Genomic DNA, 22,779 nt, shown 5'->3' with positions numbered 1-22,779 from the left:
CCGGGCCGGGCCCCGGAACCACGGGCCCGGCCCCCACACCCGTACGGGCGCCCCGGCTACGCTCGTATCCATGGCCGGCCGCTTCCCACCCCCCGCCCGATCCACCCCCACCACGGTGCGAGGCGGCCACGTCCCCGTACCCCTGACCTCCCTCACCGCCCCGGTGGACCTCGGCCTCACCCTCGGCCCCCTCCGCCGCGGCCCCTCCGACCCGACCTTCCGCGTGACCCCCGACGGCTCGGTCTGGCGGGCCAGCCGCACCCCCGACGGCCCCGGCACCCTCCGCGTGGCCGTCCGGACCGGAGAAGGCGACGACGGCGCCGTCCACGACGTCGAGGCCGAAGCCTGGGGCCCCGGCGCGACCTGGCTCCTGGACCGCCTCCCGGCCCTCCTGGGCGCCGAGGACGACCCCGCCGCCTTCGTCCCCCGCCACCGACTGCTCCTGGCGACCCACCGCCGCCGCCCCGGCCTCCGCCTGACCCGCACGGGCCTGGTCCTGGAGTCGCTGATCCCGACGGTCCTGGAGCAGAAGGTCACGACGACGGAGGCGTACGCGTCCTGGCGCCTGCTCGTACGGAAGTACGGCGAACCCGCCCCCGGCCCCGCCCCCGACGGCATGCACGCGATGCCCGACGCCCGCACCTGGACCCGGATTCCGTCCTGGGAGTGGCACCGGGCGAACGTCGACGGCAAGCGCGCGGCGACGATCGTCCGCGCGGCCCGGGCGGCGGCCCGCCTGGAGGAGGCCGCGCACATGGACCCGACGGCCGCCCGCGAGCGCCTGGAGCTGATCCCCGGCATCGGCCCCTGGACGAGCGCCGAGACGATTCAGCGCAGCAACGGCGCGCCGGACGAGGTCACCACCGGCGACCTCCACCTCCCGGGCATCGTCGGCTGGGCCCTCGCGGGCGACCGTACGGCCGACGACGAGGCGATGCTGGCGCTCCTGGCCCCGTACGCGGGCCAGCGCCACCGCGCCGCCCGCCTGATCCTCCTCAGCGGCCGCGTCCCGCCCCGCAGGGCGCCCCGCATGACACCGGGCAACATCACGCACCTCTGACCGCACGCGCGGGGCGGACCCCGGCGGACCGGGCGCACCGGGTGGACCCGGCGCACCCGGCGGACCGGGAGCGCCGGCAGGACCGCGTCAGCGCACCTCGATGAACTCCGCGGCGACCCGCCCCGGCCGCTCCCGCGGCGGACCCGCCGCGTGGCCGATCGCCACCGCGCCCATCGGGTCCCAGCCGGCCGGCAGCCCGAGGACGTCCCGTACGACGTCCCGGCAGAACATCGTCGACGACACCCACGCCGAGCCGAGCCGCTCACCCGCGAGCGCCACGAGGAAGTTCTGGACCCCCGCGCCCGCCGCGACGACGAACATCTCGCGCTCGGCCGCGTCCCGGCGCGGGTCGCCGTAGTGGTGGGCGCCGTCCGTCACGAGACAGGGCACGGCCAGGTAGGGCGCGTTGCGCAGGACGTCCCCGCGCCGCACCCGCTTGGCCACCGACTCCTCGGACTTGCCGTCCCGCCGCAGGTCCGCGACCCACGCGTCCCGCATCGCGTCGAGCAGCCGGGTCCGCGACTCCGGCGACTCCAGGAGGACGAACCGCCAGGGCGTGGTGTGGTGCGGGGCCGGCGCCGTCACGGCCGCGGCGACCGCGCGCCGGACCGCACCCGGGTCGACGGGCTCGTCGGTGAACTCGCGTACGGTCCGCCGCAGCGTCACCGCCTCCCGTACCGCCTCCGACGTCCCGAGCCGGAACATGTCGTCGGCGGCGCCGCGGACGAGCTCCCGCGCCCCCGGCTCCTCGTCCCCGGCCACGACGTGCGGCAGACCCCGGACGACGGCGACCGGCAGCCCGGCCGCCTTGCCCTTCACCAGGTCGCCCGCGGCGGCGAGTTCGTCGGCGGTGGCGACCACGGTCGCGCTCAGCGGATTGCCGTACGCGTCGGTCCCGCCCCGCAGGTCGTCGAGGACCCGCACCCCGGCCGCGCCGATCGCGACGTCGGTGAGGCCGGTGCGCCAGGGCCGCCCGAAGGTGTCCGTGACGACGACGCCGACGTCCACGCCGAGCGCATCCCGCAGCCCCGAACGGATCTGCCGTGCCGAGGCGTCGGGGTCCTTCGGCAGCAACAGCACGGTCCCGGAGGGGGTGTTGGAGGCGTCGACCCCGGCGGCGGCCATGACGAGGCCCTGCCGGTTCTCGACGATCCGCAGGGTGCCGCGCCGCGCCACCACCCGTACCGTCTCGGCGTCTATGGCCGCTTCGCGGTCGTCGGCGGCGACGATCCGCCCCTCGGCCTTGCTCACGATCTTGGAGGTGACGAGGAGGACGTCCCCGTCGACGAGCCCGGGCGAGACGGAGGCGATCAGCTTGGCCAGGTCGTCGCCGGCCGCCACCTCCGGCAGCCCGCCCAGGGCCCAGACGCGGTACGAGGGAGCCTCGGCGTCCTCGGCCCCGCCGGGAGCCGTCACCGCAGCTCCTCGGCGAGCGCCAGCGCCTCACGCGCCATCGCGGCCGTCGCCTCCACGTCCGTCATCATCAGCGGCACCGCCCGGCAGCGGATGCCCGCCGCCTCGACGTCCGCCACGGCGTCCGCGTCCACGGTGTCCACCAGCCAGCCGCCGAGGAGTTCGGAGCCGTAGTGCAGGGCGACGGCCGTCGCGGTGGACTCCACGCCCACCGCCGCGAGCACCTTGTCGGCCATGCCCCGCACGGGCGCGTCACCGACGATGGGCGAGAGGCCCACGACCGGCGTGCCGGCGGCCGCGGCCGCGACCAGCGCCTCGCGGATGCCGGGCACGGCCAGGATCGTCCCGACGCTCACCACGGGGTTGGACGGCGGGAAGAGGACGACGTCCGCCTCGGCGATCGCGTCCAGGACGCCCGGCGCGGGCTTCGCCGCCTCCGCGCCGACCGGCACGACGGCCTTCGCGTCCACGGAGGCGCGCAGCTTCACCCAGTACTCCTGGAAGTGCACGGCCCGCTGCTCTCCGTCGACCTCGATGGCGACGTGCGTCTCGACGCGGTCGTCGGACATCGGGAGCAGCCGCACGCCGGGCTGCCAGCGGGCGCACAGCGCCTCGGTGACGGCGCTCAGCGGGAAGCCCGCGCCGAGCATCTGGGTGCGGACGATGTGGGTCGCGAAGTCCCGGTCGCCGAGGCCGAACCACTCGGGTCCGACGCCGTAGGCCGCGAGCTCCTCCTTGACCGTGAAGGACTCGTCGAGGCGGCCCCAGCCCTGTTCCTCGTTGATGCCACCGCCGAGGGTGTACATCACCGTGTCCAGGTCGGGGCAGACCTTCAGCCCGAAGAGATGGATGTCGTCACCGGTGTTGCCGACGACCGTGATCTCCGCGTCCGGCGCGGCCTGCTTGAGGCCGCGAAGGAAGCGGGCACCACCGATGCCACCGGCCAGAACCACAATGCGCATGCCGAGCAGTCTGTCAGGCGACGACGGCGCCGGGGACGGCCGGGGCCGACGGGGCGGCGGAGCCGTGCGCGGAGCGGACCGGCGCGCACTGCGCCTGGAGCGACTCGTGCATCGGCATCTCGGTCAGGCCGGGGAAGTAGACGTGCAGGCTGACGGCCGGTTCGAGGGAGTCGTTGACGACCTCGTGGACGTACCCCGGCGCGAAGACGCGCTGCGCCCCGCCGTCGAGCGTCCGTACGCCCCTGTCCGTGCGCTCTGTCAACTCGCCCTCCAGGACGGTCAGGACGCCGGAGGAGATGCCGTGGTCGTGGAGCCCGCTGCCCTGGCCCGGCACCCAGGAGAGGAGCCACACCTCGTAGCCGGGGCCGGTGCGGAGCCGGTGGTACCAGCGGGTCGTGGCGTCGTACTCGACGTACGGGGCCCACTGGGACCGGTCGTCGGCGATGGAGCGCGCGAGCCCGGCGAACTCGGCCACCGTGACGGGGTGGGCGCGCTCGGGCTGGAGGAGGTGCGGGACCTCGAGGATGTCGCCGGCGATCTGAAGGTCGCTGTCCATGTTCATGGGTGGGGAGGTTCCTCAGCAGAAACAGAAGCGGTGGGGGTCGCGAAGGGGGGTGACGCACATACACGCGAAGGTGACGCTGGGTGACGCTGGAGGGAAGAAGCTGGAGCTCTACGGCATCAACAGCTGGAACAACAACAGCAACAGCAGACCTGGACAGCGCGGCGGAACCCACGGGCGTGGGTCGCGGCGGTCGCACTGGTCGCTGGCATGCCACCAAAGGTGGCGGGAAGGGGACCCGACTGTCAACCCAATGCCCGATTTGGGGGTAATGTTTCACCTCATCCGGTTACCGTGCCCGGAGAAAGGTTTGTTCAGGTGCGGACCAGGAGAGATGGCGCTTCAACCGTGCTCGTCAACATGGCGGCGCCGCGCGGCGAGTCCCGGACCTGCCCGTCACTCTCCGTGGTCGACATGTGATCCGGATCGCTTCCATGGCTGGATCGCAACAAGATCCAAGTCTCGGACGTCCTTCCTTGCGAGGGGCCCGCACGGTGCGGGCAGACCGGCGGCATGTGTCACGTTTTTTGGTGATTTGAACACTTTCCGCATAGGCTTGGTTCCGCAGAGTGAATACGGGGCCCAATAGCAGATCTCCGCTTGACTCGCACAGAGCACAAACTTGTAATTTCACTCGTGTCGTTCGGCCGGTACGGCAACGGCCACACCACGGGGACGCACAGAACAGACGAGGGGCGCACATGACCGAGTTGTTCCAGGAACTGCTGGTCGAGGACGCGGACGAGGAACTCGGCTGGCAGGAGCGCGCGCTGTGCGCCCAGACCGACCCCGAGTCCTTCTTCCCCGAGAAGGGCGGCTCGACCCGCGAGGCCAAGAAGGTCTGCCTCGCCTGTGAAGTCCGCTCCGAGTGCCTCGAATACGCCCTGCAGAACGACGAGCGGTTCGGCATCTGGGGCGGCCTCTCCGAGCGCGAGCGCCGCCGTCTGAAGAAGGCCGCTGTCTAGGGCTGTCCTTCGGATCGCGCCGGGCTCGCCCCGGTGGCCGACCCGCCCCGGGCCACCGCCCGGCCCCGGTCGCGGAACGGCTCACGAAGCCTTCCGGACCCCGCGCGCCGAAGCGCGCGCACCAGGACGTGAAGAACGGTCCGCCGCCTGTGCTCCGTCCACAGGCGGCGGACCGTTCTGCGTGTTCTGTCCTCCGCCGTTGTCCACAGGCCGCCGTCCACAGGGGCGGACCGCCCCGCGCACAGCCGTTAGTGTGGGCCTCCGTCCGAGACGCACCCCACGCCCCCCGCGGGCGACCCCGGCCGGAGGGCCCGTAGCTCGATGTCCTCAACTCCTGAGTTTCCGCGACACGTCGTCACCGCCGTGCTCGTCACCCACGACGGTGCCCGCTGGCTGCCGGACGCCCTCGCCGGGCTGCTCGCCCAGGAGCGCCCCGTGCAGAACGTCGTCGCAGCCGACACCGGCAGCGCCGACGACTCGGCACGCCTCGTCGCCGAGGCCATCGGCGACGACCGCGTCCTGCACCTCGCGCGCCGCACCGGCTTCGGCACCGCCGTCGAGGAGGCCGCCCGCACGGCCCCCGCCCTGGGACCCGAGGACCTGCCGTACCTGAAGCGCCCCAGCGGCTGGGACCCCGTCAGCCGGACGTGGAACGACGACGCCTACGACCTCCCCGAACTCCCGCACGGCGAACCGGTCCAGTGGCTCTGGCTCCTCCACGACGACTGCGCACCCGAGCCCGGCGCCCTCGCCGAACTCCTGCGCGTCGCCGACGCCGACGAGTACGCCGCCGTCATCGGCCCCAAGCTGCGCGGCTGGTACGACCGCAAGCAGCTCCTCGAGGTCGGCGTCTCCATCGCCCGCAGCGGCCGCCGCTGGACCGGACTCGACCGGCGCGAGCAGGACCAGGGCCAGCACGACCAGGTCCGCCCCGTCCTCTCCGTCTCCACCGCCGGCATGCTCGTCCGCCGCGACGTCTTCGACGAGCTCGGCGGCTTCGACCGCCGCCTGCCCCTCATGCGCGACGACGTCGACTTCTGCTGGCGCGCCCACTCCGCCGGCCACCGCGTCCTCGTCGCCCCCGACGCGGTCCTCCGGCACGCCGAGGCGTCCGCCCGCGAGCGCCGCACGGTCGACTGCGCGGGGCGCACGGCGGCGAGCCCGCACCGCGTCGACAAGGCGGGCGCCGTCTACGCGCTCCTGGCCAACACCCGCGGCCTCGCGCTCCCCTACGTCCTCGTACGGCTCGTCCTGAGCACCCTGGTCCGCACCCTCGCCTCGATCGTCGGCAAGGTCCCCGGCCAGGCGGTCGACGAGGTCACGGGCCTGCTCGCCACCCTCCTGCGCCCCGAGAAGATCCTCGCCGCCCGCAAGCGGCGGAAGAACGCGGCGGTCGCGGCGAGCGAACTCCGCCCGCTCTTCCCGCCGCCGGGCGCGACCGTCCGCGCGGCCGTCGAACAGCTCGCGGCGAACGTCGGCGGCTCCGAGGCCGACGCCGGCGGCTCCCGCCACGGCGTCGTCGAGTCGGGACCGGGCGGCGACGACGCCGACTACCTGGAGATCGAGCAGTTCGCCAGGCTCAAGAAGATCGCCCGCAAGCCCGGCCCGGTCCTCTTCGGCCTCCTGCTCCTCATCTCCCTCGTCGCCTGCCGCAACCTCTTCGCGGGCGGCTCGCTGGCGGGCGGCGCCCTGCTGCCGGCCCCCGACACGGTCTCCGGCCTCTGGTCGAAGTACGCCGACGCCTGGCACGCCCTCGGCACGGGCGGCACCCAGCCGGCCCCGCCCTACCTCGCCGTCCTGGCCGCGCTCTCCGCGCTCTTCCTCGGCTCCACCTCGACGGCGCTGACCGTCCTGCTCGTCTGCTCGGTCCCGCTCGCCGGCTTCACCGCGTACTTCGCGGCCCGGCCGATCGTCGAGTCCAGCCTCCTGCGCGCCTGGGGCGCCGTCGCGTACGCCTTCCTGCCCGCCGCCACCGGCGCCCTCGCGACCGGCAGGCTCGGCACGGCGATCCTCGCGATCCTGCTCCCGCTGATCGCCCGCGCGGCGGTCGCGGCCCACGGCTTCGACGGGCCCGAGCGCGGCAGCTGGCGCGCGACCTGGGCCTACGCCTTCCTGCTGACCTTCGCGACGGCGTTCACCCCGGTCGTGTGGCCGCTCGCGGTCCTCCTCGGCCTCGGCGTCCTCGTCGTCCACCGCTCAGACATCACGGCGTACGGGCTCCGCTTCCTCGCCGCGGTCGGCACCCCGGTCCTCGCCCTCGCGCCCTGGTCGCTCTCCCTCCTCACCGAGCCCGCGGCCTTCCTGCGCGAAGCGGGCCTCGACGTCCGTACGGGCACGGCCACCGCGCTCGACCTGCTCGCGACCAGCCCGGGCGGACCCGGCACGACCGGCGGCCTCCTCCTGATCGGCCTCGTCCTCGCCGCCCTCGCCGGTCTGCTGCGCGAGGAGCGCAGGTTCGCGGTCCTCGCGGCCTGGGCGGCGGCCCTCGCCGGTCTGCTCCTCGCGGTCCTCTCCAACGGAGCGGACGGCACGGGCTGGGCCGGCCCCGCGACCCTCGTCTACGGCGCGGCCCTCATCGCCGCGGGCATGATCGGCGCGGAGGGCGGACGCAACCGCGTCGCGGCCCACGGCTTCGGCTGGCGCCAGCCCGTCGCGGCCCTCATCGCCCTCGCCTGCGCCGTCGGCCCCGCGGTCGCGGCCGCGGGCTGGATGATCGGTGGCGCGGACGGACCGCTGACCAGGCGCGACCCGGTCCAGGTCCCGGCCTTCGTCGCCGAGGAGAGCGGCACCCGTGACCAGCCCCGCACCCTCGTCCTCGGCGGCACCTCGCCCGGCGAGGTCACGTACACCCTGGTCCGCGGCTCCGGCGCCCGCCTCGGCGACGGCGAACTGGCGGCCGCGGCCGAGACCGACCCCCGCCTCGACGCGGTCGTCGCCCACCTCGTGGCCGGCTCCGGCGCCGACCAGACCCAGGAACTGAGCGGCTACGCGATCCGCTACGTCCTCGTACGGGACGGGGCGCCGCGCCAGATGGGCCGCGTCCTCGACGCGACGCCCGGCCTCAGCCGCCTCAGCCAGCTCGACGGCAGCGCGCTCTGGCGCGTGGACCGCGAGATCGCCCGCATCATGATCGTCCAGCCGGCGGCGAAGGCCGCCACCCAGGCGCCGGCGGAGGCCGGAGCCGCGGACGGGGCGGCCAAGCCGGTCGCCGTCGCGGCCGGTCCCGTCGAGGCGCACACCAAGATCCCGGCCGGCAAGGCCGGCCGGATCCTGCGGATCGCCGACCGCGCGGACGAGGGCTGGACGGCGACCCTCGACGGCAAGGAGCTGACGAGGACGACCGTCGACGGCTGGGCCCAGGGCTTCGAGCTCCCCGCCCAGGGCGGCCGCCTCGACCTCACGTACGACCAGCCGCTCACCCGCACGGTGTGGACCTGGACGCAGGTCGGCCTCGCCGTCGTGCTGCTGATCCTCGCCCTGCCGGGCCGCCGCCGCGAGATCGACGACGACCTGCCCGAGGAGGAGCCGGCGATCCCCGCGCAGGCGACCGACGGCGACGGCCGCCGCGCGCGCCGCCTCCGCGCCGCCGCCGAGGCCGAAGGCACCGAGGGCGCCGCGGCCGGGATTCCGGACCAGGAGCACGTCCCGGTCCCGATCCCGGAGCAGCAGGCGTACGAGCCCCAGGAAGCGGCACAGGACCGGGCCGCCCCGGAGCAGCCCTGGGACGGCGCCGGGTACGACCCGGCCTACGCCCAGGCAGCCCGGGCGCAGGACCAGGGCGGGGCGCAGGACGCGCCGCAGGCCCAGCCGTACGCGGACCAGGGCTACTACCAGGAGTACGCGGCCGACCCGTACCAGCAGCAGCCGTACGCGTACCCCCAGCAGGGCTACGAGCAGCAGCCCCAGCCGTACGCGGACCAGGGCTACGAGCAGCAGCAGTACGACCCGCAGGCCGGGTACGACCAGCAGCCCCAGCAGCAGTACGACCCGTACGCCTACGGCTACGACTACCCCCAGGGTCACGAGACCGAGCAGCGTCCCGACGGGAGCAGCAACCAGTGAAGCGCACGACCCTCTCCCTGATCGCGGTCGCGACGGCCCTCGCGGCCGTCACCGGCTTCGCCACGCTGACCACCCAGGACGGCCCGGCGGCCCCCGTGGCCAAGGCCCCCACCCGCCTGCCGGTGGAGCGCGCGGGCCTGGCCTGCCCGGCCCCCAGCACCTCCGAGGTGGCCGAGACCCTGTACACCTCGTACACCCCCGCGGGCACGGCGGCCGCGGCAGCCGCGGGCGGCTCCACCAAGGCGGAGCAGCCCACGGCCCGCCTCCTCCCGGCGGCGAGCGGAGCGAACCGCGGCGGCTCGGGCGGCGGCAAGAAATCCAAGGCCCCGAAGGCCCCCGCGACCGTCACCGCCCCGGGCAAGCCCGTGACGGCCGAGGCGAACGGCCCGGCGGCCCCCGCCCTCACCGGCTCGGCGACGGGGACCCTCGCCCCCGGCTGGACCGTGCAGCAGACCACCGTCGTCACGGCGGGCGGCGCCCGCGGCCTCCTCGGCCTGACCTGCGGCGCCCCCGACACGGACTTCTGGTTCCCGGCCGCCTCCACCGCCAAGGAGCGCCAGGACTACGTCCACCTGACCAACCCGGACGACACGGCCGCCGTCGCCGACATCGAGCTGTACGGCCCCGAGGGCGTCCTCAAGTCCCAGTTCACCGAGGGCATCCCGGTGCCCCCCAGGTCCACGGTCCCGGTCCTGCTCTCCACGCTCACGGGCGAGGCCGCCCAGCGGGACGTCACCGTCCACGTCACCACCCGCAGCGGGCGCGTCGGCGCGGCGATCGCCGCCGCCGACGACAAGCTCGGCAGCGACTGGCTCGCGGCCGCGGCCGACCCGGCACCGAGCGCGGTCCTCCCGGGCATCCCGGCCGACGCGACCTCCGTCCGCCTCGTGGCGTTCGTGCCGGGCGACGACGACGCCGACCTCAAGATCCAGCTGGCCACCCCGACGGGCACGATCGTCCCCGCCGGAGCGGGCGGCGGCACCCTGCACGTGAAGTCCGGGATGACGGCCTCCCTGGACCTGCCGAGTCTCACCAGGGGCCAGACGGGCTCCCTGCTGCTCACCCCCAGCGACCCGAAGAAGCCGACCCCGGTGGTTGCCGCCCTCCAGGTCGTCCGCGGCAAGGAGGACGGCACCGAGATCGCGTTCGTCCCGGCGACCGCGCCGATCTCCGCCCGCGCGACGGTCGCCGACAACCGCGCCAAGGCCTCGACGCTCGCCCTCACGGCGACCGGCTCCGACGCCCAGGTCAAGGTCACGGCCTCGGCGGGCGCCACGGCCGGGACGCCGGCCTCGAAGACGGTCACCGTCAAGGCGGGCACGACGGCGACCCTGACCGACCTGGTCCCCGGGGGCGTCAAGGGCGGGTACGCGCTGACGGTGGAACCGGTCTCGGGCGGCAAGGTGTACGCCTCGCGGATGCTCGCGCTGCCGGAGGACGGCGTCCAGATGTTCACGGTCCAGCCGCTCACCGACGACCGCGGCACGGTCGAGGTCCCGACGGCCCGCCAGGACCTCCAGGTCCTCGGGGACTGACACCCCGCGGGTACGGGTCTCAGTCCTGCCCGTACCGGGGGTCGACCGACTCGGGGGAGAGCCCGAGGAGCTCGGCGACCTGCTCCACGACCACCTCGTGGACGAGGAGCGCGCGCTCGTCGCGGCTCTTCGACCGGAGCTCCACGGGCCGCCGGTAGACGACGACCCGGGCCGGCTCGCCCTTCTCGGCCGGCGCCGAACCGCCGAGCGGCACGGTCTCCTCCGAGACGGCCGGCGGCACCTCCATCACGAGGAACTCGATGTCGGCCAGCTGCGGCCAGTGCCGTTCGAGGCGTTCGACCGAGTCCAGCACCAGATCGCGGAAGGTGTCCGCCCGGCTCGTGGAGAGCGGCACCTGGGGCGGGGCGACGGGCCCCCGCATCCCGCGCCCGTGACGGTCGCGGCGGCGGACCCGAGGCTCCGCCGGGGGCTCCGTGGAAGGGGGCGAGGAGTTCGGCGGCACAGGACTGTCCATCACTGACGCAGCGTAACCCTCCGAGGTGTTTCCGCACCGTGGCGGATCCTCGCCAGGTTTTCCCGCGCGACCACCCCTCCTGTCGAAACCTGAACATTCCGGCCGTCCGCACGCCTGAATCGACCGCGTGTCGCGATCGGCCATCTGGCCGTGGTTGACCGGATTTGTATCCCCGGCTGTCCGGATCCCCTCCTGCCCCCACCGCCGTACGCCCCCTCCCGCGCAGGTCAGCGCAGCCGCGACACGGACGGGCGTGTCGGAGGTCACAGTGCGACACGGGGGAGTGACCTGAGGGAGAGTCGTCGCGGCCCGGTCAAGAGTGCGGTACCGTCCAACGTCGTGAGCCCTGTACGTCGCTGTTCGCGCACCGCGTGCGGCCGCCCTGCCGTCGCGACACTGACGTACGTCTATGCCGACTCGACTGCGGTCCTCGGCCCGCTCGCCACCTACGCCGAGCCCCACTGCTACGACCTGTGCGCCGAGCACAGTGAGCGCCTCACCGCGCCCCGCGGCTGGGAGGTGGTGCGGCTCACCGACGGTTCCGCCCCCGCCCGCCCCAGCGGCGACGACCTCGAAGCCCTGGCCAACGCGGTACGGGAAGCGGCCCGCCCCCACGAGCGTGCGGCCGAGGCCGGCGGCAAGGGCGGCGGAGGCCGGGGCGGAGACCCCATGGAGGTCGGCCGCCGCGGGCACCTCAGAGTGCTCCGTTCGCCCGACAACTGACACCAACCGGCCACCGTCCGCGTACCCCCGATCCGCTCCGGGTAGTTTTGGCGTTCCTACACGCGCCGCACACGCGTGCCGAGAACTCAGGAGGGTGGATCCGTGACTGCCGATCTGTCGCAGATCGTGAAGGCGTACGACGTCCGCGGAGTGGTACCCGACCAGTGGGACGAGAAGCTCGCCGAGCTCTTCGGCGCAGCCTTCGTACGGGTGACGGACGCGGACGCGATCGTCGTCGGCCACGACATGCGCCCCTCGTCGCCCGGCCTCTCGGCCGCCTTCGCGCGCGGCGCGGCCCGCCTCGGCGCCGACGTCACCCTCATCGGGCTCTGCTCCACCGACCAGCTGTACTTCGCCTCGGGCAGCCTCGGCCTGCCGGGCGCGATGTTCACGGCCTCCCACAACCCGGCCCAGTACAACGGCATCAAGATGTGCCGCGCCGGCGCCGCCCCCGTCGGCCAGGACACCGGCCTCGCCGACATCCGCGCCCTCGCCGAGGAGTGGACCGAGACCGGCGCCCCCGAGGCCGCCGCCACCCCCGGCACCGTCACCGAGCGCGAGACCCTCGACGACTACGCCGCCCACCTCAAGGGCCTGGTCGACCTCACCGCTATCCGCCCGCTGAAGGTCGTCGTCGACGCGGGCAACGGCATGGGCGGCCACACCGTCCCCACCGTCTTCGCGGGCCTCCCGCTCGACACCGTCCCCATGTACTTCGAGCTCGACGGCACCTTCCCGAACCACGAGGCCAACCCCCTCGACCCGAAGAACATCGTCGACCTCCAGGCCCGCGTCCTCGCCGAGGGCGCCGACCTCGGCCTCGCCTTCGACGGCGACGCCGACCGCTGCTTCGTCGTCGACGAGCGCGGCGAGCCGGTCTCCCCGTCCGCGATCACGGCCCTCGTCGCCGCCCGCGAGCTCGCCAAGAACCCCGGCGGAACGATCATCCACAACCTGATCACCTCCTGGTCCGTCCCCGAGGTCGTCCGCGAGAACGGCGGCGCCCCCGTCCGCACCCGCGTCGGCCACTCCTTCATCAAGGAGGAGATGGCGAAGACGGGCGCGATCTTCGGCGGCGAGCACTCCGCGCACTACTACTTCAAGGACTTCTGGAACGCGGACACGGGCATGCTCGCCGCGCTCCACGTCCTCGCGGCCCTCGGCGGCCAGGAGGGCACCCTGTCCGACCTGGTCTCCGTCTACGACCGCTACGCCTCCTCCGGCGAGATCAACTCCACGGTCGCCGACCAGGCGGCCAGCACGGCGAAGGTCAGGGCGACGTACGCCGCCGCCGACGGGGTCACCTTCGACGAGCTCGACGGCCTCACCGTCACCTCCGCCGACTGGTGGTTCAACCTCCGCGCCTCCAACACCGAGCCGCTGCTCCGCCTCAACGTCGAGGCCCGCGACGAGGCCACCATGACCAAGATCCGCGACGAGGTCCTGGCCCTGGTCCGCGCGACCGGCTGACATCACTCCGCCGGGAGACGGAGGGACCGGCCACCGAGCCGCGCCCCCCGTCCCCCGGCGGTAGGCTGACCTGGCCCGAAGGGCAGCACCACCACCGTTTGTTCGAAGGGACACCCCATGCCGCTCGAAGCCGGCCTCCTGGAGATCCTGGCCTGCCCCGCGTGCCACGCTCCGCTGAACGACCGCACGGCGGACGAGACCCCCGAACTGGTCTGCACCGGCACGGACTGCGGCCTCGCGTACCCCGTCCGCGACGGCATCCCCGTCCTCCTCACCGACGAGGCCCGCCGCCCGGCCTGAGCCACGGTGCTCCCCGCCCCGAGCCCCCTGACACCCGGCCGAGCACGCCCCGGGGCCGCGACGAAGGCGTCGCACCCCGAGGGGCGGCGCCGCCAGGGGCGCTTCGGCGCGTCGACCGGCCGCCCGAGCCGGGTGACACCCCGCGACGGCCACCCCGCCCGCGGACCCGGCGAGCCGAGGCCCCGCCCGGCACACCCGGGCACACCGACCCCTCCGGACCGCCCCGCGCCGGCCCTCCACCGGCCGCCCGCCCCGGAGCATCCGGCGCCCCGCCGCACGATCCCCGCCCCGCGACGGACAGAGCGCACCGGCACCACCCGCGGCACCGGACAGCACGGCACGCCCCGTCGGCCGGCCGAGGCGGCCCACAGCCCGACGACGCCGTCCGGCCCGCCCCGCACCCCTCCCCACGAGCCTCCGCCACCGACGGCGGACACGGCCCGCGGGACGGGAAGCACCCGGGGGAGACCGACCACCCCCGGGAGGTCAACCACCCCCGGGAGGGCAAGCGCCCCCGTCCTCCCCGCAGGACACCCGGCGCGGCGCCCGGGCACACCCGAAGCCCGCCGAAGGCCGGGCGTGCGACCGAAGACCACCGCAGGCACCCCCGCACCAGGCACCCCCGCACCACCCGGCACCCCCGCACCACGAGGCACCCCCGCACCACCCGGCACCCCCGCACCACCAGGAACCACCCACCCACAGACACCCCGCACCCACCCGGGAGGCACCGCCACATGCTCGACGAGACCCTCCTCGACGCACCGGACGCCCTCGCCCTGGCCGACCGCCGCGGCCTCCTGCGCGGCGCAGCCGAAGCAGGAGCCCGGGTACGCACGGCCGCCCGCCACGCCAGCGAGGCGGGCATCGCCGATCTGCGCCCGGAGGGCCGCCCCCGCGCGGTCCTCGTGGCGGGCCCCGGCACGGCGGCCGCGGGCGTCGCGGACCTGATCGGCGCCCTCGCGGGAGCCTCCGCCCCCGTCGTACGGCTCCAGCCGACCGGCGTCGCGCCCGCCGCGGGCGCCCTGCGCTGGGCCCTGCCCGGCTGGGCGGGCTCGGTCGACCTGCTCCTGCTGCCCACCACGGACGGCTCGGAACCCGGCCTCGCGCTCCTCGCCGAGCAGGCGTACCGCCGCGGGATCACGGTCGTCGCCGTCGCCCCCAAGGCCTCCCCGCTCGCCGAGTCCGTCGGAGGCTCGCACGGCCTGTTCGTCCCGATGGCCACCGCGCCGAACGAGTCGCCCGACGAGTACGCGGAGAGCCTCGCGGCGAGCCCCGGCGCCCTGTGGGCCCTGTTCACCCCGCTGCTGGCCCTCCTCGACCGCGTCGGTCTGGTCGACGCGCCGCCGGAGGCCCTGGAGAAGGTCGCCGACCGCCTCGACCGGACGGCCGAACGCTGCGGCCCGGCCATCGCCACGTACAGCAACCCGGCCAAGACGCTCGCGGCCGAACTGGCCGACTCGCTTCCGCTGATCTGGACCGAGGGCAACGCCGCGGGCCCAGCCGGCCGCCGCTTCGCGAGCGTCCTGGCCGAGCTCGCGGGCCTGCCCGCGCTCGCCGCGGAACTCCCGGAGGCCCTGCCCGCGCACGGCGTGCTCCTCGCCGGCGACTACGCGGCCGGCGCGGACCCCGACGACTTCTTCCGCGACCGGGTGGAGGAGTCACAGGCGCTCCGCGCGCGGGTCGTCCTCCTGCGCGACAGGACGGGCGGGCTGACCGCGGCCCCCGCCGCGCGGGAACTGGCCCTCGGCCACGAGACGGCGATCAGCGAACTCGAACCGGAGGAGGGCGGCGACCTCGAAACCCTCGCCGAACTGCTCGCGGTGACCGACTTCGCCGCCGTCTACCTCGCCCTGGCGACCCCCGGCCGCCCGGACCACGGCACCCACTGACGCTCCCACCGCACCACGCACCACCCACCTCCCCCGCAACCTCACCCCCACCCGCCGCGTCCATCACCCCGTCACCACCCGGCACCCCGTCCCGTCACCCACCCGTCACCCGCCCCCTGTCACCTGTCATCCGACACCCCTCACCATCCGTCACGACTCCGAGGAGCTGGCAGGCACCATGGACCGCCTCGTCAACACCGTCCGCCCCTACGCCTGGGGATCCCCGACGGCCATCCCCGAACTCCTCGGCGTCGCCCCCACCGGCGAACCGCAGGCCGAGATGTGGATGGGCGCCCACCCCGGCGCCCCCTCCCGCACCGAGCGCGGCCCGCTCAACGAGATCGTCGACGCCGATCCCGTACGCGAACTGGGGACGCCGGCGGTCGAGAAGTTCGGCCCGCGCCTCCCCTTCCTGCTCAAGGTGCTCGCGGCGGGCGCCCCGCTCTCCCTCCAGGTCCACCCCGACCTCGACCAGGCCCGCGCCGGCTTCGCGGCCGAGGAGGCGGCCGGCATCCCCGTCGACGCCCCGCACCGCACCTACAAGGACGCCAACCACAAGCCCGAACTGATCTGCGCCCTCACCCCCTTCGAGGGACTGTGCGGTTTCCGTGCCCCCACCGCGGCCGCCGACCTCATCGCGGAGCTCGGCGTCGACTCCCTCAAGCCGTACGTGGACCTCCTCCACGCCCACCCCGAGGAGGCGGCGCTCCGCGAGGTCCTGACGGCCCTCCTGACGGCCGACCGCGAGGAGATGGCGCACACCGTCGCCGAGGCAGCGGCCGCCGCGGACCGCCTGGGCGGCCACCACACCCCGTTCGCGAACCTCGCCCACCACTTCCCGGGCGACCCCGGCGTCATCGCCGCCATGCTCCTCAACCACGTCACGCTCCAGCCGGGCGAGGCGCTCTACCTGGGCGCGGGCGTACCGCACGCCTACTTCGACGGCATGGGCGTCGAGATCATGGCCAACTCCGACAACGTGCTGCGCTGCGGCCTCACCCCCAAGCACGTCGACGTCGCCGAACTTCTCCGCGTCGTCCGCTTCGAGTCGAACGACCCCAACGTCCTGCGCCCCGAGGCCTCCCCCTCCGGGGAGGAGGTCTACGACACCCCGATCGACGAGTTCCGCCTGTCCCGCTTCGTCCGGCCCGAAGGCGCGTCCCCGACCGACGTCACCGCCCCGACCCCGCAGATCCTGCTCTCCGTCGCGGGCCGCCCCAAGGCGGGCGAAATCACCCTCGCCCCCGGGGAGTCCGTCTTCGTCCCCGCGGGCGAGAAGACCGAACTGTCCGGTGCGGGCACGGTGTTTCGCGCCACCGTCGTGGCCTGATGCGAGAATGACCGGCCGAACCGCGGCGACAGTGCCGGAGCATCGACGAAGGGACCTCGTACACCCATGAGCGCGTCAGGCGGAACCAAGGCGATCGTGGCGGCACTCGCAGCCAACCTCGCGATCGCCGTAGCCAAGTTCGTGGCGTACCTCTTCAGTGGGTCGTCCTCGATGCTCGCGGAGAGCGTCCACTCGCTCGCCGACTCCGGCAACCAGGGCCTGCTGCTCCTCGGCGGCAAGAAGGCCCAGCGCGAGGCGACCCCGCAGCACCCCTTCGGCTACGGCCGTGAGCGCTACATCTACGCCTTCCTCGTCTCCATCGTGCTCTTCTCCGTCGGTGGCATGTTCGCCATCTACGAGGGCTACGAGAAGATCCACGACCCGCACGAGATCGAGGCCTGGTACTGGCCGGTCGGCGTCCTCGTCTTCGCGATCATCGCCGAGTCCTTCTCCTTCCGTACGGCCATCAAGGAGTCCAACGAGGTCCGCGGCGGCCTCTCCTGGACGGAGTTCGTCCGCCGCGCGAAGGCCCCCGAGCTCCCCGTCGTCCTGCTCGAGGACCTCGGCGCCCTCGTCGGCCTCGTGCTCGCCCTCGGCGGCGTCGGTCTCGCCCTCGCCACCGGGAACGGCGTCTGGGACGGCATCGGCACCCTCTGCATCGGCGTCCTGCTCATCCTGATCGCGATCGTGCTCGCGGCCGAGACCAAGTCGCTGCTCCTCGGTGAGTCCGCGGGCGTCGACGACGTCAAGAAGATCGAGGCGGCGGTCGTCGACGGCGACACCGTCACCCGCCTCATCCACATGCGCACCCTCCACCTGGGCCCCGAGGAGCTGCTCGTCGCGGCCAAGATCGCGGTCAGCCACGACGACACCGCGACCGAGGTGGCCAACGCGATCAACGCGGCGGAGGAGCGCATCCGCGCAGCGGTCCCGATCGCCCGGGTGATCTACCTGGAGCCGGACATCTACAGCGAGACCGCGGCCTCGGCGGGCGAGAACCCGGCCAAGGCGCCGGGCGGCTCCGCCCACTGACGCACCACGGCGCGGCCTGCGAGGCCCGCCGCCCACCACCGGGCCCCCGCGACCTCCAGGTCCCGGGGGCCCGACGCATGCGTACGCCTCATCGAGTGGATCAGGCCAGAACAGGCCGCGACTGGCCAGAAGTGACATGAACCGGCCTGAACTGGCCTCGACGCGGACTGTGGACCGCCCCATCTGTCGGTGTAGATTCGAGATCAGCCAGACGTCGCTGCTGATGGCGGTCGGGCGGTCCAGCGGACCGGCCGAGGGAGAGAGGGCCTCCGACGACGGCACCGTGGAACCCCGGGCATTCCTGTGCCCAGGGACCTGCCGTGGTGCCCTGCGCCTTCAACCGACCCTCGCACCCGATTCACTCGAGGAGCAGCACAGTCATGACGACTGCCGCCCACCAGGACTTCAAGGTCGCCGACCTCTCCCTGGCCGCCTTCGGCCGCAAGGAGATCACCCTCGCCGAGCACGAGATGCCCGGCCTGATGTCGATCCGCCGCGAGTACGCCGAGCAGCAGCCGCTCGCCGGCGCCCGCGTCACCGGCTCCCTGCACATGACCGTGCAGACCGCCGTCCTCATCGAGACGCTCGTCGCCCTCGGCGCCGAGGTCCGCTGGGCCTCCTGCAACATCTTCTCCACCCAGGACCACGCCGCCGCGGCCATCGCCGTCGGCCCGAACGGCACCCCGGAGAACCCCCAGGGCGTCCCGGTCTTCGCCTGGAAGGGCGAGACCCTGGAGGAGTACTGGTGGTGCACGGAGCAGGCCCTGACCTGGCCGAACACGCCCACCGGCGGCCCGAACATGATCCTCGACGACGGTGGTGACGCCACCCTCCTCGTCCACAAGGGCGTCGAGTTCGAGAAGGCCGGCTCCGCCCCGGACCCGGCCACCGCGGACAGCGAGGAGTACGGCCACATCCTCCGTCTCCTCAACCGCACCCTCACCGAGTCCCCGCAGAAGTGGACCCAGCTCGCGTCCGAGATCCGCGGCGTGACCGAGGAGACGACGACGGGCGTCCACCGCCTGTACGAGATGCACCGCGAGGGCGCGCTGCTCTTCCCGGCGATCAACGTGAACGACGCCGTGACGAAGTCGAAGTTCGACAACAAGTACGGCTGCCGCCACTCCCTGATCGACGGCATCAACCGCGCCACCGACGTCCTCATCGGCGGCAAGACGGCGGTCGTCTGCGGCTACGGCGACGTCGGCAAGGGCTGCGCCGAGTCCCTCCGCGGCCAGGGCGCGCGCGTCATCATCACCGAGATCGACCCGATCTGCGCGCTCCAGGCGGCGATGGACGGCTACCAGGTCACGACCCTGGACGAGGTCGTCGAGACCGCCGACATCTTCATCACCACGACCGGCAACAAGGACATCATCATGGCCGCCGACATGGCCAAGATGAAGCACCAGGCCATCGTCGGCAACATCGGCCACTTCGACAACGAGATCGACATGGCCGGCCTCGCCACCACCACGGGCATCGTCAAGGACGAGGTCAAGCCGCAGGTCCACACCTGGACCTACCCCGACGGCAAGGTCCTGATCGTCCTCTCCGAGGGCCGTCTGCTGAACCTCGGCAACGCGACCGGCCACCCCTCCTTCGTCATGTCGAACTCCTTCGCGGACCAGACCCTGGCCCAGATCGAGCTCTTCACGAAGCCGGAGGAGTACCCGACCGACGTCTACACGCTCCCGAAGCACCTGGACGAGAAGGTCGCCCGCCTCCACCTCGACGCCCTCGGCGTCAAGCTCACGACCCTCCGCCCCGAGCAGGCCGCCTACATCGGCGTCGAGGTCGACGGTCCCTTCAAGCCGGACCACTACCGCTACTGATGCCCCGGCCGGCGGCGCCCGCGCACTGACGCGACGCCGTCCCGGACACCCGTAGAGGATTCAGGCAGGCCCCCGCACCCCCGTGCCGGGGGCCTGCCCCGTTCCGACTCCGCCCCCGCTACCGCACCCGGAAGCACCGCCTCCCGAGGACCGACCCATGCCCCGCGGCCGATATTCGCTCCATGACCCGCACGACCACACCCCCCTCGGTGAAGAGCACTTCCACTGCGCCCCCGGACCCTCCGGCTGGCGCTACGTCTCCCAGACCGTCACCCCCTCCGGCGACCACCTCGGCTCCGTCGACCTGGCCGTCGACGAACTGGGCCGCCCCATCCGCCTCGAACTCAACGCCGCGAGCTGGCAGGTCCGCGGCGCGGCCCTGGACGGCGTCACCTGGGTCCGCACGGACCCCACCGGAACCCACGCCACCGAAGGCAATGTGCGCGCCCACGCCTTCACCGGCACGTCCCCGGCGTTCCTCGTCGCGATCACGCGACTCCTGCGTCTCACCCCCGATTCCCCCGAGACCCGCGTCAGGCTCGTCGCCTTCACGGATCCGGTGCTCGCCCCCCTCACGGTCGACCAGTCCTGGGCCCTGTTGAAGAGTGAAGCGCACGCCACTGACAACGGCCCCCTGATCGTGGACGAATACCAGGTCAGCGCCCTGGACACGGGGGAGCGGCACACCGTCCACATCGCGGGCGACGTGGTCCTCGCGGCCCCCGGCATCGAACTCGAAGCCCTGGAGACACCGCCCTCGGTCTTCCCCTGACCGTCAGGCGGGAGGAGCGAACCCGGTGGCCCGAGCCCCGCCCTCCCCACCACCCGGCACCTCGGGCGGCAGGACCACCGAAGCGGGAACAGCAGGAACAGCAGACGCACTCGAAACACCGGCAACACCAGGCACAACGGGAGCGACACCCGGCCCCTCCGCCACCGCGGAGAGCGCCCGCCGGGAGTCCCGAGCCTGCCGCTCGGCGACGACCCCCGCGAGATAGGCGTCGGCAGGCACCCCCGGCGGCGGAGGCGCCCCGGTCAGCGCGACGAGCTCGTCGGCGAGCCGCTCGGCGAGCCGCCGCCCCACGAACGGGTCCAGCTCACGAGCCCGCGTCAGGTACTGACGTATCTCCAGCCACAACCTCTCTGGCACGGCCGACAGATCGAGCCCGGCGAACCGCCCCACGAGCCACGGCGGCGGCGGAGGCACCGCAAGAGCCCGCGCAGCGGGCACGCGCTCCCGCACGACGAGGGTCCCGGCGAACACGTCGCCGAGCCGCCGCCCCCGCTCGGACACGAGCGAGGCGATGCACGCGACGACCCCGAAGGTCATCAGGATCTCCACGACCCCCATGGCCCCCCGCACCAGCGCGTGCCGGAACCGGATCGGCCCCCCGTCGTCCCGCACGACCCGCAGCCCACAGGCCAGCTTCCCCAGCGACCGCCCGTGCGTCAGGGTCTCCACCGCGATCGGCGCCCCCACGAGCACCAGCAGGAAACTGGCGATCGACAGGGCCGTCGTCGCGGCCTCGTCCAAGGACGCCGTCGCGAGAGCGAGCCCGAGCAGGACCAGCAGATAGACGATCCACACGACGGCGAGATCGATGAGCACCGCCAACGCCCGGCTCGGCAGCCGCGCCGGCTGCAGACCCAGCACGACGGCGTCCCCCGTCACCACCCCACTCACGGCGCCCACCTCTCGAAGACTGTCCGAACGCCAGTCTGCCAAGCTGACCCGCAGCGCGCCGCAGTAGTACGGACCTGTCCGCAGCAAGTGCCGGGAGCAGCAGCCGATCATGGACCTCGACGTCTACGTCACCGCCCACCGCGCCGAGTGGGAACGCCTCGACCACCTCCTGCGCAGGGGCCGCAAGCTCACGGGCGCCGAGGCTGACGAACTCGTCTCCCTCTACCAGCGCACGGCCACGCACCTCTCCATCGTCCGGTCCACCTCCCCGGACCCCCAGCTCACGGCCCGCCTGACCCAGCTCGTCGCCCGCGCCCGCGCGACCGTCACCGGCACCCGCCGCTCCTCCTGGCGCGACGCGGCCCGCTTCCTCACGGCCGGCTTCCCCGCGGCCGTCTACCGCTCCCGCCACTGGTGGATCCCCACTGCGGTGCTCTCGACCCTCCTCGCCGTCCTCATCGGCTGGTGGATCGGTACGCACCCGGAGGTCCAGGCCTCCATAGGCGCCCCCGTGGACCTCCGCGAGATGACCCGCCCCGGCGGCCAGTACGAGACGTACTACTCCAGCCACCCGGCGGCGTCCTTCGCGGCCCAGGTCTGGACGAACAACGCCCAGGCCGCAGCGATGTGCCTGGTCCTGGGCGCCTTCCTCGGCATCCCGGTGCTGGGAATCCTCTTCCTCAACATGCTGAACCTCGGCGTCGGCATCGGCCTGATGTCCTCCGCGGGCCGCCTTGACGTCTTCCTGGGCCTGATCCTTCCCCACGGCCTGCTCGAACTGACGGCCGTCTTCGTCGCGGCCGGCACGGGCCTCCGTCTCGGCTGGACCCTCATCGACCCGGGCCCCACCACCCGCCGCGCCGCACTTGCGGAGCAAGGACGCGCGGCCGTCGGAATGGCCATCGGACTGGCCCTCGTCCTCTTCGTCTCGGGCCTGATCGAAGGTTTCGTGACCCCCTCCGGCCTGCCGACCTGGGCCCGCATCACCATCGGCATCGCCGCTGAGCTGGCCTTTCTCGCCTACGTCTACATCCTGGGCGGCCGCGCCTCCCGAGCCGGCACCACCGGCGACGTCGAGGAAGCCGACCGCAGCGCCGCCCTCCCCACCGCCGCCTGATGTGCGGAGGCCCCCGCTGACCTGCTAACCTCCTCCGGTGCCCACAAAAGCCATTGACATGGTGGCTGTGGGGAGGTAGATTCAAACGGTTGCCTGGAACTGGACAGTTCGGCAGCGATCAAGTAGAGTCACACTCACTCCGGTCGGGAATTCATTCCACGGAGTCACTCCGATTCTCATCCGAATCACGAAAGCCGCCGATTAGGTCGGCCGAAATGATTCTGATAAAGTCGGAACCGCTGAAAGGCCCCAGAGCGAAAGCAAAACGGACCGGAAAGCGCCGAGGAAATCGGATGGAAAACATCTGATAGGCTTCGGAACGAAGGAAAAGCCCGGAGGAAAGCCTGCGAGGGTGAGTACAA

18 protein-coding genes are annotated in these 22,779 nt (G+C 73.4%); 13 read left to right on the top strand and 5 right to left on the bottom strand.

The features are described from left to right. The first annotated feature begins 70 nt into the window (after nt 1–70). Nucleotides 71–1,060 carry a DNA-3-methyladenine glycosylase family protein gene (locus ACF08F_RS37125; RefSeq protein WP_392302971.1) on the top strand — a complete coding sequence of 330 codons (990 nt, stop codon included), beginning with the start codon at nt 71–73 and terminating at the stop codon, nt 1,058–1,060. An 87-nt stretch (nt 1,061–1,147) separates the two neighbouring features. Here ACF08F_RS37125 and ACF08F_RS37120 read toward each other — a convergent pair whose 3' ends face one another. The 3 genes from ACF08F_RS37120 to ACF08F_RS37110 are packed head-to-tail and all read right to left on the bottom strand — an operon-like array spanning nt 1,148 to nt 3,997. Next, entirely contained in the window at nt 1,148–2,476 is a 1,329-nt protein-coding gene (locus ACF08F_RS37120) for a coenzyme F420-0:L-glutamate ligase (RefSeq protein ID WP_392302970.1), read from the bottom strand. Next, entirely contained in the window at nt 2,473–3,435 is a 963-nt protein-coding gene (cofD, locus tag ACF08F_RS37115; protein ID WP_392302969.1) for a 2-phospho-L-lactate transferase, read from the bottom strand. Before cofD ends, ACF08F_RS37120 begins: the two co-directional genes overlap by 4 nt. Before the next feature lie 13 nt (nt 3,436–3,448). Then, a complete protein-coding gene (locus tag ACF08F_RS37110) occupies nt 3,449–3,997 on the bottom strand; it encodes a cysteine dioxygenase (protein WP_392302968.1) in 549 nt (182 codons plus the stop codon). A 701-nt stretch (nt 3,998–4,698) separates the two neighbouring features. Here ACF08F_RS37110 and ACF08F_RS37105 point away from each other — a divergent pair. The 3 genes from ACF08F_RS37105 to ACF08F_RS37095 all read left to right on the top strand — a co-directional run bounded on the left by ACF08F_RS37105 (nt 4,699) and on the right by ACF08F_RS37095 (nt 10,559). After that, nucleotides 4,699–4,962, top strand: a complete 264-nt coding sequence (locus ACF08F_RS37105) for a WhiB family transcriptional regulator (protein ID WP_015033978.1) — start codon at nt 4,699–4,701, stop codon at nt 4,960–4,962. A gap of 321 nt (nt 4,963–5,283) precedes the next feature. Beyond that, nucleotides 5,284–9,024 (top strand): glycosyltransferase family 2 protein, encoded by a 3,741-nt coding sequence (locus ACF08F_RS37100; RefSeq protein ID WP_392302967.1) that lies wholly within the window; start codon nt 5,284–5,286, stop codon nt 9,022–9,024. After that, the gene (locus ACF08F_RS37095) at nt 9,021–10,559 is read left to right on the top strand and encodes a DUF5719 family protein (RefSeq protein WP_392302966.1); all 1,539 of its coding nucleotides are present in this window, start codon (nt 9,021–9,023) and stop codon (nt 10,557–10,559) included. Before ACF08F_RS37100 ends, ACF08F_RS37095 begins: the two co-directional genes overlap by 4 nt. A 19-nt stretch (nt 10,560–10,578) precedes the next feature. Here the strand turns inward: ACF08F_RS37095 and ACF08F_RS37090 are convergent, their stop codons facing one another. Further along, nucleotides 10,579–11,034, bottom strand: a complete 456-nt coding sequence (locus ACF08F_RS37090) for a metallopeptidase family protein (RefSeq protein ID WP_392302965.1) — start codon at nt 11,032–11,034, stop codon at nt 10,579–10,581. 288 nt (nt 11,035–11,322) lie between these two features. On the opposite strand from ACF08F_RS37090, the gene ACF08F_RS37085 reads away from it, so the two are divergent. From ACF08F_RS37085 to ACF08F_RS37050, 8 genes are all read left to right on the top strand, one after another. Further along, entirely contained in the window at nt 11,323–11,757 is a 435-nt protein-coding gene (locus ACF08F_RS37085) for a DUF3499 domain-containing protein (protein WP_079037939.1), read from the top strand. 102 nt (nt 11,758–11,859) lie between these two features. Beyond that, entirely contained in the window at nt 11,860–13,227 is a 1,368-nt protein-coding gene (locus ACF08F_RS37080; protein ID WP_392302964.1) for a phosphomannomutase/phosphoglucomutase, read from the top strand. Between the two features lie 117 nt (nt 13,228–13,344). After that, a complete protein-coding gene (locus ACF08F_RS37075) occupies nt 13,345–13,527 on the top strand; it encodes a Trm112 family protein (RefSeq protein ID WP_030221689.1) in 183 nt (60 codons plus the stop codon). Between the two features lie 737 nt (nt 13,528–14,264). Further along, the gene (locus ACF08F_RS37070) at nt 14,265–15,419 is read left to right on the top strand and encodes an SIS domain-containing protein (protein ID WP_392302963.1); all 1,155 of its coding nucleotides are present in this window, start codon (nt 14,265–14,267) and stop codon (nt 15,417–15,419) included. Between the two features lie 178 nt (nt 15,420–15,597). Further along, on the top strand, nt 15,598–16,749 hold the full coding sequence (gene manA / locus ACF08F_RS37065) for a mannose-6-phosphate isomerase, class I (RefSeq protein WP_392302962.1): 1,152 nt from the start codon (nt 15,598–15,600) through the stop codon (nt 16,747–16,749). Between the two features lie 66 nt (nt 16,750–16,815). Then, nucleotides 16,816–17,781 carry a cation diffusion facilitator family transporter gene (locus ACF08F_RS37060; RefSeq protein WP_392302961.1) on the top strand — a complete coding sequence of 322 codons (966 nt, stop codon included), beginning with the start codon at nt 16,816–16,818 and terminating at the stop codon, nt 17,779–17,781. Between the two features lie 380 nt (nt 17,782–18,161). Beyond that, nucleotides 18,162–19,616, top strand: a complete 1,455-nt coding sequence (gene ahcY, locus ACF08F_RS37055; protein WP_392302960.1) for an adenosylhomocysteinase — start codon at nt 18,162–18,164, stop codon at nt 19,614–19,616. A 157-nt stretch (nt 19,617–19,773) separates the two neighbouring features. Further along, complete coding sequence (locus tag ACF08F_RS37050; RefSeq protein ID WP_392302959.1) at nt 19,774–20,388, top strand: hypothetical protein; 615 nt, start codon at nt 19,774–19,776, stop codon at nt 20,386–20,388. Nucleotides 20,389–20,391: 3 nt separating this feature from the next. Here the strand turns inward: ACF08F_RS37050 and ACF08F_RS37045 are convergent, their stop codons facing one another. Further along, on the bottom strand, nt 20,392–21,300 hold the full coding sequence (locus ACF08F_RS37045) for an RDD family protein (protein ID WP_392302958.1): 909 nt from the start codon (nt 21,298–21,300) through the stop codon (nt 20,392–20,394). A gap of 109 nt (nt 21,301–21,409) precedes the next feature. On the opposite strand from ACF08F_RS37045, the gene ACF08F_RS37040 reads away from it, so the two are divergent. Next, nucleotides 21,410–22,417, top strand: a complete 1,008-nt coding sequence (locus tag ACF08F_RS37040) for a stage II sporulation protein M (protein WP_392302957.1) — start codon at nt 21,410–21,412, stop codon at nt 22,415–22,417. Nucleotides 22,418–22,779 lie beyond the last annotated feature (362 nt).

The organism is Streptomyces sp. NPDC015130 (assembly GCF_043080005.1).
GTDB lineage: Bacteria > Actinomycetota > Actinomycetes > Streptomycetales > Streptomycetaceae > Streptomyces.
The sequence above is the reverse complement of the archived record's forward strand: the minus strand, read 5'-3'. Positions and strand labels throughout refer to the sequence as shown.